Origin of the sequence: Pseudorhizobium flavum, from assembly GCF_044142885.1 — a bacterium.
Classification (GTDB): Bacteria; Pseudomonadota; Alphaproteobacteria; order Rhizobiales; family Rhizobiaceae; genus Neorhizobium; species Neorhizobium flavum.
The window spans coordinates 216,860-233,615 of sequence record NZ_JBIOKZ010000002.1; the positions used below are offsets into that span (position 1 = coordinate 216,860).

Here is a 16,756-nt window from a genome sequence, read left to right on the forward strand (position 1 = left end):
CAAGAGCCTGAGGAGAGCGTGAGATGGAATGGAGAGGTCGCCGCCAGTCGAGCAATGTCGAGGACCGGCGCGGAGCCGGAGGACGTAGCCCGTTCGGGCGTGGCGGCCTGCGCCTCCCTGCGGGGCGCGGTGGCGTTCGCCGGGCCGGTGGCGGCATCGGCATCGGCGGCATCATCCTGATCCTGATCATCTCTTGGATCCTCGGCATCAACCCGCTGACATTGCTCTCAGGCGGCGATATCGGGCTCGATGGCGGTGGCTACGAGGAACAGACCAGCCGTGCTCCGGCTGACGACGAGACGGCGGCGTTCATCCGGACAGTGCTTGCCGAGACCGAGGATACCTGGAACGGCATCTTCCAGGCGAGCGGCGAGAATTACCGCGAACCCACCCTGGTGCTGTTCTCGGGCCAGGTGCAGTCTGCCTGTGGCTTTGCGTCCGCCGCCACAGGGCCCTTTTACTGCCCCGGCGACCAGAAGGTCTATCTCGACACCTTCTTCTTCCAGGAGCTCAAGCAGAAGTTCGGTGCAGCAGGCGATTTCGCGGAAGCCTACGTGATCGCCCATGAAGTCGGTCACCACGTTCAGAACCTCATTGGTGTGCTGCCGCGCTTCAACCAGGCTCGGCAGCGGATGAGCGAAGTCGAGGCCAATCGCATGTCGGTTCGCGTGGAGTTGCAGGCTGACTGCTTTGCCGGCGTCTGGGCCAAGTTCACCGACCAGAGGGGCCTGCTCGAACAGGGTGACCTCGAGGAGGCCCTCAATGCCGCGCAGCAGATCGGCGACGATACACTGCAGAAGCGCAGCCAAGGCTATGTGGTGCCGGAGAGCTTCAACCACGGCACTTCCGCGCAGCGGATGGAATGGTTCAGTCGCGGTTTCGAGAGCGGTGATGTCAACGCCTGCGACACCTTTTCAGCCGATCTGTAAGCCGCCGGCCACTTGCGAGGCGTTTCCGTTCCGCCTTCGTGCGGGATTGGTTCCCATCTGCCATCAACATTCTTGGCGGTCGCATCAATAACATTGACTGTTGACGCATTGTTGCGGCTTCCGGCCGCCGCTAGGTATGGCATCGACGCCGCGCCGCCGCTTGCCATGTCTGGAAGCGGCGTTTTTGCGCTTGGAGACGCCGCATGTCCAGCCACACCATCTCCTCGGACCCGCCAAACGGGGTGAATGCCTGGAGGCACCATATCCGTTCGACCATCGGGCTCGGCATCCCCTTCGTGGGGGCGCAGTTGGCGCAGATGGCGATCAACACCACCGACGTCATCATGGTTGGCTGGCTGGGGACCATAGAACTGGCGGCTGTGGTGCTCGGAAGCCAAGCCTTCTTCATCGTCTTCATCTTCGGCTCTGGGTTCGCAGCGGCGGTCGTTCCCATGGTGGCTCATGCCGTCGGGCAGGGTGATGTAACCTCCGTGCGGCGCGCGGTGCGGATGGGGATCTGGGTCGTGCTGGCCTATGGGCTTCTCACGTTCCCGATCCTGTTCTTCTCCAAGCCGATCCTGATGCTGCTGGGGCAGGAGGAGCAGGTCGCGACACTCGCCCAGGATTATCTGCGCGTGGCGCAATGGGGCATCTTCCCGGCCCTGACGCTCATGGTTCTTCGCAGCTTCCTGAGCGGCCTGGAGCGCGGGAGCATCATTCTCTATGTCACGATCGGCATGTTCCTCGCCAATGCCATCCTCAACTATGCCCTGATATTCGGGAACTTCGGTGCACCCGCCTGGGGTCTGGTCGGGGCGGCCGTTGCCTCGGTCTGTGCCAGCACGATCGGCTGTGTCGCGATGATCGTCTACATCGAGAGCCGCGCGCAGACCCACCTCTACGAGCTGTTCGTCCGCTTCTGGCGCGCTGACTGGGGCGCCATCCGCGAAAACCTCGTGCTCGGCCTGCCGATCAGCTTCACGATCCTTGCCGAGACGAGCCTCTTTGCAGCCGCTTCGCTGATGATCGGCACGATCGGAACCAGAGAACTCGCGGCCCATGGTATCGCGCTGCAACTGGCGTCCATCGCCTTCATGATACCCCTCGGACTGGCTCAGGTTGCGACGGTGCGGGTCGGGCTCGCCTACGGCCGACGTGACATGCAGGGGGTGAGGCGTGCGGCGGTGGCGGTGCTCATGGTCAGCCTCGTCTTCTCGATCTGCGGCAGCACGATGTTTGCCCTCCTGCCGCGGATGCTCGGCAGCCTCTTTCTCGACACGACGCGCGAGGACGCGCAGGCGGTGCTCGACTATGCGGCGACGCTGATCGTGATTGCGGGCGTTTTCCAGCTGGCGGACGGATTGCAGGCGGTGGGGGCGGGACTTCTGCGGGGGCTCAAGGACACCACGATCCCGATGGTTCTCGCGCTGATCGCCTACTGGCCGATCGGCTTTGCCTGTGCCTGGATCTTCGCCTTCCCGCTGGGCTATGGCGGTCCAGGCGTCTGGTTCGGCTTCGTCACCGGTCTTGCCGCTGCGGCCGCGATGCTGTGCGGTCGCTTCTACCTCCTCGTGCGATCCAAATGAAAAAGGCCCGCTTTCGCGGGCCTTGACCGTTCGGGATCAGCGCTCGGCAAGCGCCGGCTCGCCCTTGCGCTCGCGCACCATGTTGATGAAGCGGCGGAACAGGTAGTGGCTGTCCTGCGGGCCGGGGGATGCTTCCGGGTGGTGCTGGACCGAGAAGATCGGCTTGCCGCTGACGCGCAGGCCGCAGTTGGAGCCGTCGAAGAGGGAAATGTGAGTCTCTTCAACGCCTTTGGGAAGCGTGTTCGCATCGACCGCGAAGCCGTGGTTCATCGAGACGATCTCAACCTTGCCGGTGGTGTGGTCCTTCACGGGGTGGTTTCCGCCGTGATGTCCCTGGTGCATCTTGACGGTCGTTGCGCCCAGAGCGAGGCCCAGCATCTGGTGGCCAAGGCAGATGCCGAAGGTCGGGATGTCCTTGTCGAGGACCTGCTGAATCATCGGCACTGCATAGTCGCCGGTGGCGGCCGGGTCGCCCGGTCCGTTCGAGAGGAAGACGCCATCCGGGTTCAGCGCCATGATGTCTTCCGCCGAGGTCTGGGCGGGGACGATGGTCACCTTACAGTCGAGACCCGCGAACAACCGCAGGATGTTGCGCTTCACGCCGTAGTCCACGCAGACGATGTGGTACTTGGCCTCGTCTGGGTTCGACTCGCCATATCCCTCGTTCCAAACCCAGGGCGTCTGTGTCCACTGCGACGACTGGCCTGAGGTGGCTTCCTTGGCGAGGTCTAGGCCTTCGATGCCGCTCCAGGCCCGTGCCTCAGCCTTCAATGCCTCGATGTCGAAGACGCCATTCGGATCATGCGCGATGACCGCGTTTGGGGCGCCATTCTCGCGGATCCAGGCGGTGAGCGCGCGCGTGTCGATGCCTGAGAGGCCGATGATGCCACGCGACTTCAGCCACTCGTCGAGATGCTTGGCAGCACGATAGTTCGACGGCTCGGTGATGTCTGCCTTGAAGATCACGCCGACGGCGCCGTGCCGGGCGGCAGGCGTCAGGTCCTCGATATCGTCCTCGTTCGTGCCGATATTGCCGATATGGGGGAAGGTGAATGTGACGATCTGGCCGAGATAGGACGGATCCGTCAGAATCTCCTGGTAGCCGGTCAGCGAGGTGTTGAAGCAGACTTCCGCCGTCACCTTGCCGGTTGCTCCGATGCCGATGCCTTCGATCACCGTGCCATCTGCGAGAACGAGAACGGCGGTGGGTTTCTTGCTTGTCCAGGGAGCAGTCGCGGTCATCTCTATCCTTCTGCCCGCAGGCCCCGCCACTTGAAGTCGCAGGGTGCGTGGGCCATCTATGGTCGCAGAAAAAGGCGCGCAGGACGACCCGCGTAGCCTTGAATACCTAAATCTCGTGCAGGTGCCGGAAAATAGACAAAGCGCGCGGAGCGGTCAATCTAGGCCGAGTTCTTTCTACGTGGAATTCGCATCCATGGAAATCAAGGGCTTGGCGGATTTGATTTGATCGAAGCCGAATGCTTGTCTATGAGGGCCGCCCGAATGACAAGGAAAAGCCGCAATTCCATCCATGCGCCGGCTTTCCGAAGGAGCAGAGACAATGATGCGAGACAAGCTCGCCAGTGCAATGAAGGACGCGATGAAGGCCAAGGACAACCGGCGCCTTTCGACCGTACGTCTCATCCAGACGGCGATCAAGGATCGCGACATCGCCAATCGTGGCGTCGGCAAGGATCCCGTCAGCGATGACGACATCATGCAGATCCTGCAGAAGATGGTGAAGCAGCGCGAAGAGTCCGCGAAGATCTACGAGGAAGCTGGACGCGCCGAGCTTGCGACGCAGGAGCGCGAGGAAATCGGCGTCATCAAGAGCTTCATGCCGGAGCAACTGCCGGAGGAGAAAGTCCGTCAGCTCTGCCAGTCCGTCATCAGCGAGACAGGTGCCCAGGGCCTGCGTGACATGGGCAAGTGCATGAACGCGCTGAAGGAGAAGTATCCCGGCCAGATGGACTTCGCCAAGGCGTCCGGCATGGTCAAGGACATGCTGAAGTAACACAGTCGCCGATAGTGGTCGGAGGGGCGGGGTCTCGAAGGCTCCGCCCCTTTCTGTTTCCGCGCGCCGGGACTGTGGATAGCGTGTATGTTTCCTTAGACGATGGATAGATGAAGCCGCAGGCACTATAGGAACAGTCTGCCTTGAGGTAACGATGCGCTTCTCCAACAGTTTTCTTGACGAAATCCGCGACCGGGTGCCGATATCGGCAGTCGTCGCGCGTCGCGTGACGTGGGATCGCAAGAAGACCAATATCTCGCGCGGCGACTACTGGGCGTGCTGCCCCTTCCACGGTGAAAAAAGCCCGAGCTTCCACTGCGAGGATCGCAAGGGCCGCTACCATTGCTTCGGCTGCGGCGTTTCCGGCGATCATTTCCGCTTCCTGACCGACCTGGAGGGGATGAGCTTTCCGGAGGCCGTCCAGCAGATCGCTGACATGGCGGGAATCGCCTTGCCCCAGCCCGATCCGCAGGCAGAGCGGAGGGAAAAGGAGCGTATGTCGCTTCTCGACGTCATGGAGATGGCGACGCGCTTTTTCCAGGACCAGTTGCAGACTGCGGCCGGCGCCAAGGCGCGCGCCTATCTGCGCGACCGCGGGCTGACCGGCAGGACGATCGAGACATTCCGTCTGGGCTACGCTCCCGAAAGCCGGAACGCGCTCAAGGAGCACCTAGCCGGCAAGGGTGTGTCAAAGGAGCAGATCGAGGCTTGCGGGCTCGTCGTGCACGGGGAGGGGATCGCGGTCTCCTACGACCGGTTCCGCGACCGCATCATGTTTCCGATCCTGTCTGCGCGCGAGAAGGTGATCGCGTTCGGTGGACGCGCCATGGCGCCCGATGCGCCGGCGAAGTATCTCAACTCCAACGAGACGGAGCTCTTCCACAAGGGCCAGGTGCTCTACAATTTCGCCCGGGCACGGCGCGCTGCGCAGGGACGGACCGGGGAGCGCGACAGCACGGCGATCATCGCCGTTGAAGGCTATATGGACGTCATCGCGCTCCACCAGGCGGGCGTGGAAAACGCGGTGGCGCCTCTCGGCACGGCGCTGACCGAAAACCAGCTCGACCTGCTGTGGCGGATGTCGCCGGAACCGGTGCTGTGCTTCGACGGCGACGGCGCCGGTGTGCGAGCGGCAAATCGCGCGGCCGATCTCGCGCTGCCATTCCTCAAGCCTGGCCGCTCCGTCCGCTTCGCACTCCTGCCGGAAGGCAAGGATCCCGACGACCTTGTCCGCCATGAGGGGCGGGCACCTTTCGATCGGGTACTCGCGGAGGCACGGCCGCTGGCCGAAATGATCTGGATGCGTGAAACGGCAGGTGCGAATTTCGACACGCCGGAAAAGCGCGCCGAGCTTGAGGCGCGGTTGAAGCAGGTCGTGTCGGTGATCGCGGACGAAAATGTCCGTCGCCATTACCAGCAGGACGTCCGCGAGCGACTGAATGCCTTTTTCCAGTCGGCAGGGCGGGGAGGCGACCGGCGCCAGACCTTCCAGTCGAGGAGTGGGAGGCAGGGTCAGGATCGCGGGCAGGCACCGCAAGGTCCAAGGGCTGCGGGACGCGGTGTCGCCGTGTCAGACCGGTTGGCGCGGTCCGGGCTCGTCCGCGGTCACCGCGACCTGCCGGCGCTGCGCGAGAGCGTGTTGGCGCTGACCGTCGTCAACCATCCGGAGCTTCTGCTGCAGGACTATGACGAAATTGCCGGCATCGAGTTCGAGAACCGCGACCTGCAACGCTTCTGGTCCTGCCTCCTGACGGTGGTGGCGAAGGCCGGGGCGCGGCTGGAGCGTGAGAACCTGAAGGAACAGTTGGAGGAGAACGGCTTCGAGGCGCTTCTGAAGGTGATGAACCAGCAGATTCGCAATGCACGCCTTTGGACGGCGACCGAGGAGGCTGACCTGCATGATGTTGTGCAGGCCTACCGCCAAGCCTTTGCCCTGCATTCCCGCAACAAGGAGCTGCGGTGGCAGAAGATCGAGCTGGAGCGCGAACTGGCGGAAGCCGGTTCGGACGAGGTCGAGCGAGGGTCGGCGCTGATCAGGGCTCTTTCGGAGGTCCAACTGGAGATTGCCCGGCTTGAGAACCAGGAGGCGATCATCGACGGGTTCGGCGTCATGTCGGGGCGGGTAAAAGGCCCCGCCGTCAGTCATGGCTGAAGCGAATCAGGAGTTCGAGGAAAGCCTGTGGGTGTAGCAGTGGCCGTTGAGGGCTAGAGGGCGGTGGATGCCCTTGTCATTCTACGACCACTGACTACATATCGGGCGAAACGTGTGCGCGTAGACCTCGAAGCCCAAGAGACAGACGGTTTTTCCACTTTTCACAGGCTGATCGCCTTAGAAAAGCTTGACGGAGCGTTAATTTGTGGGAATCACCACAGCAGGCAGAAAAGGTGGAGTGGGTCAAGCACACCGGGCCACGAGCGGCGATGCGTGGACCAGCGGTCTCGGCAGTTGACGTCCGCCTCGGTGGTAATCCGGAATTAAAGATCATTCCGTACGTGTTGAACAGTGATTCGCGGCTGAGGACTTGATCCCAGCCGGCGGCCACCGCGGCGAGGTGGCGTTCAGGGAAAGCGAAAATTCATGGCAACCAAAGTCAAAGAGAACGAAGAAGCGGAAACCGAGCGCGAAGGTACGCAGGATGGACCGCTTCTCGATCTTTCGGATGACGCGGTCAAGAAGATGATCAAGGCCGCCAAGAAGCGCGGCTATGTGACGATGGACGAGCTGAATTCGGTCCTGCCCTCCGAAGAGGTCACGTCCGAACAGATCGAGGATACCATGTCCATGTTGTCGGACATGGGGATCAATGTCGTCGAGGATGACGAGGCCGAAGAGGCCACCGCCGACGACGACGACAGCTCCGACGATGGTGAGAGCGAGGGTGGCGAAATCGCCCCGACCTCCGGCACCGCGCTCGCGACTGCAAAGAAGAAGGAGCCCACCGATCGTACCGACGATCCGGTGCGCATGTACCTGCGCGAGATGGGCTCGGTGGAGCTTCTTTCTCGCGAGGGTGAGATCGCCATCGCCAAGCGCATCGAGGCCGGCCGCGAGACGATGATCGCGGGCCTGTGCGAAAGCCCGCTGACGTTCCAGGCGCTGATCATCTGGCGCGATGAACTCAACGAAGGCACGACGCTCCTGCGCGAGATCATCGATCTCGAAACCACCTATTCCGGTCCCGAGGCAAAGGCTGCCCCGCAGTTCCAGAGCCCTGAGAAGATTGAAGCCGACCGCAAGGCGGCCGAAGAGAAGGAAAAGGCCCGCAAGACGCGGACTGCCGCAAACGACGACGACATCACGGCCGTCGGCGGTGAAGGCCTGCCTGCGGAAGAGGAAGAGGAGGACGACGACGAGTCGAGCCTGTCTCTTGCCGCCATGGAAGCGGAACTGCGTCCGCAGGTCATGGAAACCCTCGACGTCATCGCCGACACCTACAAGAAGCTGCGCAAGCTTCAGGACCAGCAGGTCGAGGCACGCCTCTCCTGCACCGGCACGCTGTCGTCCGGCCAGGAGCGTCGCTACAAGGAGCTCAAGGATCAGCTGATCACGGCAGTGAAGTCGCTGTCGCTCAACCAGAACCGCATCGAGAGCCTCGTCGAACAGCTCTACGACATTTCCAAGCGCCTGATGCAGAATGAAGGCCGCCTGCTTCGGCTGGCGGAATCCTACGGCGTCAAGCGCGATTCGTTCCTGGAGCAGTATCAGGGTGCCGAACTCGACCCGAACTGGATGAAGTCGATCGCCAACCTCTCCGCACGCGGCTGGAAGGATTTCGCCCGCGAGGAGAACCAGACGATCCGCGAGATCCGCCAGGAGATCCAGAACCTTGCGACCGAGACCGGCATTTCGATTGCCGAGTTCCGCCGCATCGTGTCGATGGTCCAGAAGGGCGAACGGGAAGCCCGCATCGCCAAGAAGGAAATGGTCGAGGCGAACCTGCGTCTCGTGATCTCGATCGCCAAGAAGTACACGAACCGCGGCCTGCAGTTCCTGGATCTCATCCAGGAAGGCAATATCGGCCTGATGAAAGCGGTCGACAAGTTCGAGTATCGCCGGGGCTACAAGTTCTCGACCTATGCCACCTGGTGGATCCGGCAGGCGATCACCCGTTCGATCGCCGACCAGGCCCGCACGATCCGCATTCCGGTGCATATGATCGAGACGATCAACAAGATCGTCCGGACATCGCGCCAGATGCTGCACGAGATCGGTCGCGAGCCGACGCCGGAAGAACTGGCCGAAAAGCTCGCCATGCCGCTCGAAAAGGTCCGCAAGGTCCTGAAGATCGCCAAGGAGCCGATCTCGCTCGAAACGCCTGTGGGCGACGAAGAAGACAGCCACCTCGGTGATTTCATCGAGGACAAGAACGCGCTTCTGCCGATCGATGCGGCGATCCAGGCGAACCTGCGGGAAACGACGACCCGTGTCCTCGCTTCTCTCACGCCTCGTGAAGAGCGCGTGCTGCGCATGCGCTTCGGCATCGGCATGAACACCGACCATACTCTCGAAGAGGTCGGCCAGCAGTTCTCGGTGACCCGCGAGCGTATCCGCCAGATCGAGGCGAAGGCACTGCGCAAGCTGAAGCATCCGAGCCGCTCCAGGAAGCTCCGGAGCTTCCTGGACAGCTAAGCAGCCCTTCCTGTCAGAACGGGACCCGGCCTTGCGGCCGGGTTTCTTTTTGCGCCGAATATGGCCGCGGCTATCGATCTTGTCTGGCAGGAGCCTTACATCGACGACCATGCAGGATGATCAGCACAAGCCGCGCAGCGATTTTCGATGGGGCATTCCGGTCTCCGTCGTTGCGCATCTTCTTGTCGCTGCGATCCTGATTGTCGGCCTGCCGCTGGAGTTGCCGACACCGCCGGAGGAGGAGACGGTGACGGTGGAGATCGTCGAACCTCCTCCCGAACCCGAACCCGAACCCGAACCCGAACCCGAGCCAGAACCGGAACCGGAACCGGAACCCGAGTCCGAGCCGGCTGAGCAGGAAGCCGCCGAGGAGCAGCCGCCCCCACCGCCACCCGTCGAGGAGGATCAGGCGCCGGAGCCTCCTGCCGAGGAAGAGGCCGCTTCGGCACCGCCCATCCCGACGCTCCGGCCCGTTTTTGAGTTCGGTGAGGAAACCACGGGACCGCGGGTCTCGCCCGAGGGCAATTCGTCCGAGGAAGGGGCCGACGCGCCGGAAGCGCAGGAACAAGCGGACGAAGCTTCGCAGACGCCCCCGCCTGAAGCGCCGGAGGAACTGGCTGCCGAATCGCAGGACGATGCCGAAGTCGCCGGCCTGACAACCGCGCCACCGGAGGCCAGCGCGGAGGCTGCCGAGACACCGGAGCAGGCGGCCGAGGAGCCTGCCGAGACGCTGGCCGAGACGAGGACGCTGTTTTCCCCGGACATCACGGAAGACCCCGTTGCGCGTACCGCGATGGAGGGTATGCCCCGCGCCATGCGGGCGACCCAGCTGTGCGAGACCGAGCTGACGGAGCAGTTGCGCAACGCGTCGCCCCCGCAGGATCCCGACTTCATCCCGCGGTCCCCGCTTTCGGAAGGCACCGTGCTCGAACTCCAGCGGACCGCGTTCCGCGCCGAAGGGGCATGGTACGACCTGAGCTTCCGATGCCAGATCAACGAGGAGGCCACCAAGGTGTTGAGCTTTGCCTTCCGCATCGGCGCTCCTGTCCCACGCAGCGAATGGCGGAGGCGCGGCTTTCCAGGCTCCTGAGGTCGAACTTCTGTCGGGTTTCGCCGATTGACCGACCGTTCCTGCGAGTTATGCTCCGGGCAAACGAGGGACCCCATGAAAGCCATGCTCTACGACGCCTTCGAGAAGGCGCCGCAAATCCTGACCCTTCCCGACCCCAATCCAGTCGGAGACGGCGTCGTCATCAAGGTCGGCGCCACCGGCCTTTGCCGCAGCGACTGGCATGGCTGGATGGGGCACGACCCGGATATCCGCCTGCCGCATGTGCCGGGCCATGAACTGGCCGGCGAAGTGGTGGCGACCGGCAGGGGCGTGATGCGTTTCAAGGTCGGCGACCGGGTGACGGTCCCCTTCGTCTCCGGTTGCGGTCACTGCGGCGAATGCCATTCTGGCAACCAGCAGGTTTGCCCGAACCAGTTCCAGCCGGGTTTCACCCATTGGGGCTCGTTCGCAGAATATGTGGCGATCGGTTATGCCGACACCAATCTCGTGCATCTGCCGGAAGAGATCGATGATGCAACCGCCGCCAGCCTCGGCTGCCGATTCGCCACCTCCTTCCGCGCGGTCGCGGACCAGGCGCGCACCGGGCCCGGCGAGTGGATTGCCGTCCATGGCTGCGGCGGCGTCGGCCTCTCGGCCATTATGATCGCGACGGCGCTCGGGGCAAACGCCATCGGCATCGACCTTTCCGAAGAGAAGCTGGCGCTGGCTCGCGCCTGCGGCGCTGTCGCGACCTTAAACGCCAGCGAGATCGATGATCCGGTCGAGGCGGTGCGGGAGATCACCGGGGGCGGGGCGCATGTCTCGATCGATGCGCTCGGGCATCCGGTGACCTGCTTCAACTCGATCCGCAACCTCCGCCGGCGGGGTCGCCACGTCCAGGTCGGGCTGATGCTCGGCGAGCATTCGACGCCGCAGATTTCCATGGCGCAGGTGATCGGCCACGAGCTCGAGATCTACGGCAGCCATGGCATGCAGGCCTGGCGCTATGATGCCATGCTATCGATGATCGCCGCCGGCCGGATGGAGCCATCGCGGCTCATTTCGTCGCGCATCACGCTGGAAGAGGCGGTGTCGGGGCTGATGGCCTTGGACCGCGCGACAACACCGGGGATCAGCGTCATCACCCGCTTCTGACGCGAACATCGGCAAAATCACCATCGGGTGTCGGATCGCCGTCCGGTCATTCGTCCTTGCTGCATCCGAGCAACAGGAGGAGGAAGACAATGGCTTATGTGGATGGCTTCATCGTGCCCGTGCCGAAGGCGAAGCTCGAGGCCTACAAGGAAATGGCGCGCACGGCCGGGGACGTATGGATGGAGCATGGCGCGCTTTCCTACGTGGAGTGCATCGGCGACGACATCCCCTATGGGGAGATGACGTCCTTTCCGCGTTCCGTCCAGGCGACGGAAGAGGAGACGGTGGTCTTTTCCTGGATCACCTACAAGGACCGTGCAAGCCGCGACGAAATCCTCGCCAAGGTGATGGCCGACCCGCGGCTGGCCGGGGAAGACTGGAAGCAGGTCTTCGACGGAAAGCGGATGATCTATGGCGGCTTTCAGGCGTTTCTGACACTGTGAGCGGGCGCCCTCGGGCGCTCATCTCAAGGTGAAGGACGCTTCATGCCGCAGACGCAACTGACGATCCAGACGCGGGGCCAGGGCCTCTACGAATTCACGGACGAGGTTGCGGAGTTCGTGAGGCGGCAAGGGGTAGAGGAGGGGCTGCTGACGGTTTTCGTGCGGCACACGTCCTGCTCGCTGCTGGTTCAGGAAAATGCCGATCCCGATGTGCAGCGCGACCTCAAGACCTTCTTCTCGCGCCTCGTGCCGCCGTCCGACGCACCGTCGATGGCCTGGGTGACGCATACGATGGAGGGACCGGACGACATGCCGGCCCACATCAAGGCGGCGCTGATGGCCGTATCGCTTGCGATCCCGGTGAATACGGGCGGGCTGGCGCTCGGGACGTGGCAAGGCATCTATCTCTTCGAGCATCGCGACCGCCCGCATAGCCGCAACGTCGTGCTTCATCTTTCCCCCTGATGCTGATGAACCTCTGCTGAACAAGGGATTCGGACGGCGTTCAGCGGCCCGGAACTAGGGTGCCTTCAATCCCGGCGGACGGGAGAATTCAACGGCGCCAGGTTCTGGCCCTTCTCGGGAGACACTTCCATGACCAACATCCTCGTCAAGACCGGCCTTGCCGCCCTCGTCGCGCTTTCCGGCCTCACCGCCACCGCGTCCACGGCAGCCGCTGGAGGGCCTGAATTCCGCATCTTCGTTCAGCACGGATGGGACGACCGCGACCATCGCCGCGACCGGTGGGAACGTCCGCGCCGTGACCGCGGAGGTCGTTGCGACCCATGGCTCGCGGAGGAAAAGGCCAGCCGCATGGGGCTGCGACGTGCGCGCGTGGTCGATGTCGATCGCCGCACCGTCACCGTCGTCGGCCGTGACCGGCATGGCCGCGACCGCATCGTCTTTGCGAATGACCGCGGTTGCCCGGTCATCCGTCGATAACAGTTGCCATCAACATCGACGATAAATGCAAGAAGGCCCCCGCGAGATCAGGCTCGCGGGGGCCTTTCTTATCCGTCCTACTGTTCCAGGGCGAAGGTCAGGTCTACCCGGACGGTGTAGGTATTCTCGCCGGCCGCGACGGGAACCGCATCGGAGGCGGCCTCCTTGGCCATGGCCATGCGGTACATGGGTTGCGGCTTGGGGGCCTGGGCCTGTTCGCCGATCTCGATCACGCGGCCGAGCCTGACGCCTGCCGCTTCCGTGAGAACGCGTGCCTTGGCGACCGCCCGTTCGACCGCCTGTTTGCGCGCCTGAGTCAGCGCTTCCTCCGGGTCGTCGTTTGTAAAGCTGATCTGCCCGCCCTGGTTGACGCCGAGCTTCACGACGCGGTCGAGGATGGTGCCGACCTTCGCGACGTCGAGTATCTTCACCATCAGCGTGTTGGTGACCTCGTAGCCGACGACCTCCGGCGGATCGATCGTGCCGTCCTCCTTGGGCTGGGAATGCCGATACTGCGGCTGGATCGAGAAGTTGGCGGTCTGGATATCCTTCGGCTCTACGCCCTGCGACTTCAAGGCCGCCATGACGGCGTTCATGGCCTGGCTGTTCTGGTCCATCGCGACCTGCGCCGTATCGGAATTGCGAACAACCGAGAAGTTGACGATGGCAATATCCGGCGCAATCGAGGCCTCGCCCTGTGCTGAGACGCGGATCACCGGCTCGCGCTGTGGCGAGGGCTCCTGCGCAGTGGCCGGCGCGACGGCCGCCAGGACGAGAAGTCCGCCGAGCGACAGGCGGGACAGGAGCGACGGCAGGGCGCTGGTCGGATGGAAAACGGGGAGGGACGGATGCATCGTGATTCCTCTCGGAGGTGGGCAATCCGTCATTGGTGGTCTGCGATTGTGAAGCGAATGCGGCAACGGCTTGAGGCGGCGGCGGAATTGCGTTAGAGCGGGGCCACGGGCCGGCGAACCATTGCGCCACCCGATGCCAGTCTGGCAGGGCCTGTAGCTCAATGGTTAGAGCCGGCGGCTCATAACCGCTTGGTTGGGGGTTCGAGTCCCTCCGGGCCCACCATTCGCTCATATCAATTCAATCTCACCGTCCAGCCAGGCCGCTCGCCCGAAGCGCCTACCGACACTGGCGACGGGGGCCGCCGCCGTAGGGTTGGTAGGTATTGTCCTCGGGGCGATAGGAGCGGTAGCGGGCGAAGCAGGATTTTGCGTGATCCCAGGTGCCGTAGCTGCTGGGCATTTCATCTGCCGCTGCCTGCTCCACGTTCTGATTCGCGGGTTCCGCCGCGTCCTCCGCGAAACTGTCTTCTGCCGCGGGGGGCGGCGAGATCCTGTCTTCGTCGGACCAGGCAGCCTGGTTCTGCGGCGTCGTCGAGAAGGGCGACTTGCACTCCCGCCGGCCGCCGCTGTAGGGCGTGTAGCTGTTGTCCCGGGGGCGGTACGACCGATACCTCGAGGAGCACCACTCAAGATGCGCCTCGCTCAACTGCGGCTCCTCGGAAGCGCCGGTGGATGTTTCCATCTGATCAGGGGATATGGAGCCGGTCGTCGTGGTGTCGATCGCCACGTTTTCCATGCCATCAGCGGTGTCGCCTACGGCGGCCATTGCCGTTCCTGCACTTGCGGGCGGCCGGGATCGATTCTGGCTGGCCGCCAACGCCGGCTCTGGTGTCGCCGCCCGGCTGGGGAGGCGTTCGAAGTTGTTGCTCGCGGCGTCGATCCGCACCGGATGGTTGGTCCATAGATCGGTCGTGTCCGCCAGCTGTTTCTTTTCATCGCCGGAGGAGAAATACAGGGTTGCTGCAACGAGACCAGCTACGAACGTGATGACGGAAAAGCAAAGCCCGCCCAGGATAGACAAGACCACCTTCATGATGCACTCCAGAATTTGCTGAAGACAAAATGTTCACAGATGGTGCGGGTTCCCTGAAAAACGCATCTCGGACTAAAGTCCGGCAGTCGTTGGGCGCTATCGGCCCTCCGCGTGATTCAGCTCATCAAGGCACCGAAGTCGACCTCCTGCCGCACGCCGCGCTCGTAAAGCTGGACAAGATCGGCCGCGATGTTCTCGGCTTCCACGCTGGTCTTCTCGAGCCCCCGCCGCTGACAGACAAGGTTCAGAACGCATTCCAGAAGCTGCAATTCAGCGGGCTCCAGAGGCCTGAGGTTGGGTTGATAATCAGTCATGCCGCCAGTGTGGTCCTGCCAGTATGAACGGCAGGTGAACCGGGGATAGGGACTGAAGTCCTATGCGATTTCTGAGTGGGAGTCAGAAAAAGTCTGTCTTTTGTCAATTTTTAGCATTCTCTTCAATCCCGCTGTAACGGGTGGGTGCCACGCTTTCCTCTGAAGCAGCGTGAGGAACTGTTGACATGCACCAACTGAGCGGGAAGGCAGGGGGTAGAAAGACAAGGAGGACGCTCCGGCGGCAGACCTTCGCGGAGGTGACGGTCATCTACATGGGCCTGGAAACGCCGGGCCTTTTGCGGGACCTATCGACGAGCGGCGCCGCAATCGAGATCAAGGGAAGCTTTCGAGGTATGGTGGGGACTTCGGTCAAGCTGACCTGCGATGGCTTGTGCACGGTGGAGGCGCACATACGCTGGTTCCGCAATGGCCGGATCGGCGTCGAGTTCGACGGCTGCTCCAACACCGCGGCGAAGGTGCATGCCTATTTCAAGTACTATCATCGGGAGATGATGTTTCAGGTGGCGTGATCCCGGTTGCAAAGCCGCCGTCACGCCGACATTACGGATGTCGGCTGCTCAGCCGAATGGCGACATGCACTGTCGCCGGGCCCCGTCATAGGGTTGATAGCTGTTGTCTTCCGGACGGTAGGACCTGTATCGCTGCAGGCACCATTCCACATGCGCATCCATAGGCGCTTCCATGTTGGCAGCACGGGTCGAGCCGTTGAAACTAATCGGTTCCGCAGCGGGAAGGCTTGATTGGGCAATATCCTCGTAGACAGCTTCGTCCGGCAGATTTGCATCCCGCGATGCAATCACGTCAAGATCAGCCATATAGGGCGACTCGCATTCCCGGCGCGGGCCGTTATAAGGCTGATAACTGTTGTCCTCGACGCGATAGGAGCGATACTGGCCTGAGCACCAGTGTGCATGCGCGGTGGAGGCGAGGTCCATGGGATCCACCGCCCCGGTTGCGGTCTGGTCTAGACCTGGATCTGCTTCCTGTCGGGCCCTCGAAGCCAGCCGCATCTCCTCTTCCACCTCGTCGGGAACATCCACGGCCATCGCCGCGAAGACCGGTGGCACTGGTACCGCCGCGATCCGTTCGTAGCTTTGGGCCTCGCGGTTCACCGGGACGGGATCATTCGTCCACAGTGGCGTCCCGTCGAGATTGGCGAAGCGGTGCGGCTCCTCCTCGGAGATAAGCCAGCTGAAGCCCATGAACCCGCCGATGAACAGGACTACTGCGAGGCCTACTCCGAGGACCAGCGACACGAGGGACTTCATGGCATTCTCCGCGTTCGACATTTCAGGTCTAGAATGCAGGTCGGACCGAGGAGTTCCCGGCCATGTTCCAGGGTGGGTGGTTCAGGTCCTGGTAAGAATCTTCGCCTAATCTGAACGGCGTAGAATACTGGAGACCGCCGTGAGAATTCTTGCCCTGATCGCCGTCCTGATGCTTGCCGCCTGCACGACGACTGCGCCGTCCGACTACCAGCCGCCCGAGACAATGCCGGTCTACAAGTAGGGATTGCGAGGCTTACGGATCGTCCTGCCGCCAGGCATTCTCGATGAGCCAGCCGAAAAGCCAGGCTTCCGCCTTCGAGCGCCATTCTTCTGCAGGCTCGCCTGTGGCCTGCGGCAGGAGTTCACGTGCAAGGAACGGGTTGCTGTCGTGCCCGAGGCCGCGCAGCCTTGCGGCAATGCCTTCCTGCTGATGACTGACGATCGTTTCGAGCGACACGGTTAACCTGCTGGCGTAAATGCAATATCAGTTGATTCTAATTTCCGCGACCATGTCAG

Annotated in this window: 17 protein-coding genes and 1 tRNA gene; 12 read left to right on the forward strand and 6 right to left on the reverse strand. The window is 62.8% G+C overall.

Features of this window, described 5'->3' with window-relative positions; all coding sequences use genetic code 11:
- Window positions 1–23 precede the first annotated feature (23 nt).
- Window positions 24–929 carry a KPN_02809 family neutral zinc metallopeptidase gene (ypfJ, locus tag ACEPP2_RS04585; protein ID WP_395515923.1) on the forward strand — a complete coding sequence of 302 codons (906 nt, stop codon included), beginning with the start codon at window positions 24–26 and terminating at the stop codon, window positions 927–929.
- A gap of 203 nt (window positions 930–1,132) precedes the next feature.
- The gene (locus tag ACEPP2_RS04590; RefSeq protein ID WP_395515924.1) at window positions 1,133–2,515 is read left to right on the forward strand and encodes an MATE family efflux transporter; all 1,383 of its coding nucleotides are present in this window, start codon (window positions 1,133–1,135) and stop codon (window positions 2,513–2,515) included.
- 36 nt (window positions 2,516–2,551) lie between these two features.
- On the opposite strand, the gene carA is transcribed toward ACEPP2_RS04590, so the two are convergent.
- Complete coding sequence (gene carA, locus ACEPP2_RS04595) at window positions 2,552–3,757, reverse strand: glutamine-hydrolyzing carbamoyl-phosphate synthase small subunit (protein ID WP_395515925.1); 1,206 nt, start codon at window positions 3,755–3,757, stop codon at window positions 2,552–2,554.
- 322 nt (window positions 3,758–4,079) lie between these two features.
- On the opposite strand from carA, the gene ACEPP2_RS04600 reads away from it, so the two are divergent.
- From ACEPP2_RS04600 to ACEPP2_RS04635, 8 genes are all read left to right on the forward strand, one after another.
- Window positions 4,080–4,529, forward strand: a complete 450-nt coding sequence (locus ACEPP2_RS04600) for a GatB/YqeY domain-containing protein (RefSeq protein WP_172977905.1) — start codon at window positions 4,080–4,082, stop codon at window positions 4,527–4,529.
- A gap of 154 nt (window positions 4,530–4,683) precedes the next feature.
- Complete coding sequence (gene dnaG, locus ACEPP2_RS04605) at window positions 4,684–6,681, forward strand: DNA primase (protein ID WP_395515926.1); 1,998 nt, start codon at window positions 4,684–4,686, stop codon at window positions 6,679–6,681.
- 426 nt (window positions 6,682–7,107) lie between these two features.
- Complete coding sequence (gene rpoD, locus ACEPP2_RS04610) at window positions 7,108–9,159, forward strand: RNA polymerase sigma factor RpoD (RefSeq protein WP_142588010.1); 2,052 nt, start codon at window positions 7,108–7,110, stop codon at window positions 9,157–9,159.
- A 109-nt stretch (window positions 9,160–9,268) separates the two neighbouring features.
- Entirely contained in the window at window positions 9,269–10,249 is a 981-nt protein-coding gene (locus ACEPP2_RS04615; protein ID WP_395515927.1) for a DUF930 domain-containing protein, read from the forward strand.
- 75 nt (window positions 10,250–10,324) lie between these two features.
- Complete coding sequence (locus ACEPP2_RS04620; protein ID WP_395515928.1) at window positions 10,325–11,365, forward strand: zinc-dependent alcohol dehydrogenase family protein; 1,041 nt, start codon at window positions 10,325–10,327, stop codon at window positions 11,363–11,365.
- 89 nt (window positions 11,366–11,454) lie between these two features.
- Complete coding sequence (locus ACEPP2_RS04625) at window positions 11,455–11,808, forward strand: DUF1428 domain-containing protein (RefSeq protein ID WP_077546692.1); 354 nt, start codon at window positions 11,455–11,457, stop codon at window positions 11,806–11,808.
- A gap of 42 nt (window positions 11,809–11,850) precedes the next feature.
- Window positions 11,851–12,273: a secondary thiamine-phosphate synthase enzyme YjbQ gene (locus tag ACEPP2_RS04630; protein WP_395515929.1), complete on the forward strand. Its 423-nt coding sequence runs from the start codon at window positions 11,851–11,853 to the stop codon at window positions 12,271–12,273.
- 129 nt (window positions 12,274–12,402) lie between these two features.
- A complete protein-coding gene (locus ACEPP2_RS04635; protein WP_077546690.1) occupies window positions 12,403–12,750 on the forward strand; it encodes a hypothetical protein in 348 nt (115 codons plus the stop codon).
- Between the two features lie 77 nt (window positions 12,751–12,827).
- Here ACEPP2_RS04635 and ACEPP2_RS04640 read toward each other — a convergent pair whose 3' ends face one another.
- Window positions 12,828–13,604 (reverse strand): SIMPL domain-containing protein, encoded by a 777-nt coding sequence (locus ACEPP2_RS04640; RefSeq protein ID WP_395515930.1) that lies wholly within the window; start codon window positions 13,602–13,604, stop codon window positions 12,828–12,830.
- 147 nt (window positions 13,605–13,751) lie between these two features.
- Here ACEPP2_RS04640 and ACEPP2_RS04645 point away from each other — a divergent pair.
- Window positions 13,752–13,827 (forward strand) — tRNA-Ile (locus tag ACEPP2_RS04645).
- Between the two features lie 54 nt (window positions 13,828–13,881).
- Here ACEPP2_RS04645 and ACEPP2_RS04650 read toward each other — a convergent pair.
- The gene (locus tag ACEPP2_RS04650; protein ID WP_395515931.1) at window positions 13,882–14,637 is read right to left on the reverse strand and encodes a BA14K family protein; all 756 of its coding nucleotides are present in this window, start codon (window positions 14,635–14,637) and stop codon (window positions 13,882–13,884) included.
- Window positions 14,638–14,753: 116 nt separating this feature from the next.
- Window positions 14,754–14,951: a hypothetical protein gene (locus tag ACEPP2_RS04655; RefSeq protein ID WP_052638811.1), complete on the reverse strand. Its 198-nt coding sequence runs from the start codon at window positions 14,949–14,951 to the stop codon at window positions 14,754–14,756.
- A gap of 185 nt (window positions 14,952–15,136) precedes the next feature.
- Between ACEPP2_RS04655 and ACEPP2_RS04660 the strand changes: the two genes are divergently transcribed.
- Entirely contained in the window at window positions 15,137–15,481 is a 345-nt protein-coding gene (locus tag ACEPP2_RS04660) for a PilZ domain-containing protein (RefSeq protein ID WP_395515932.1), read from the forward strand.
- A gap of 48 nt (window positions 15,482–15,529) precedes the next feature.
- Here the strand turns inward: ACEPP2_RS04660 and ACEPP2_RS04665 are convergent, their stop codons facing one another.
- Window positions 15,530–16,240 carry a BA14K family protein gene (locus ACEPP2_RS04665; protein WP_395515933.1) on the reverse strand — a complete coding sequence of 237 codons (711 nt, stop codon included), beginning with the start codon at window positions 16,238–16,240 and terminating at the stop codon, window positions 15,530–15,532.
- Window positions 16,241–16,493: 253 nt separating this feature from the next.
- Window positions 16,494–16,697 (reverse strand): CrpP-related protein, encoded by a 204-nt coding sequence (locus tag ACEPP2_RS04670; RefSeq protein ID WP_077546685.1) that lies wholly within the window; start codon window positions 16,695–16,697, stop codon window positions 16,494–16,496.
- Window positions 16,698–16,756 lie beyond the last annotated feature (59 nt).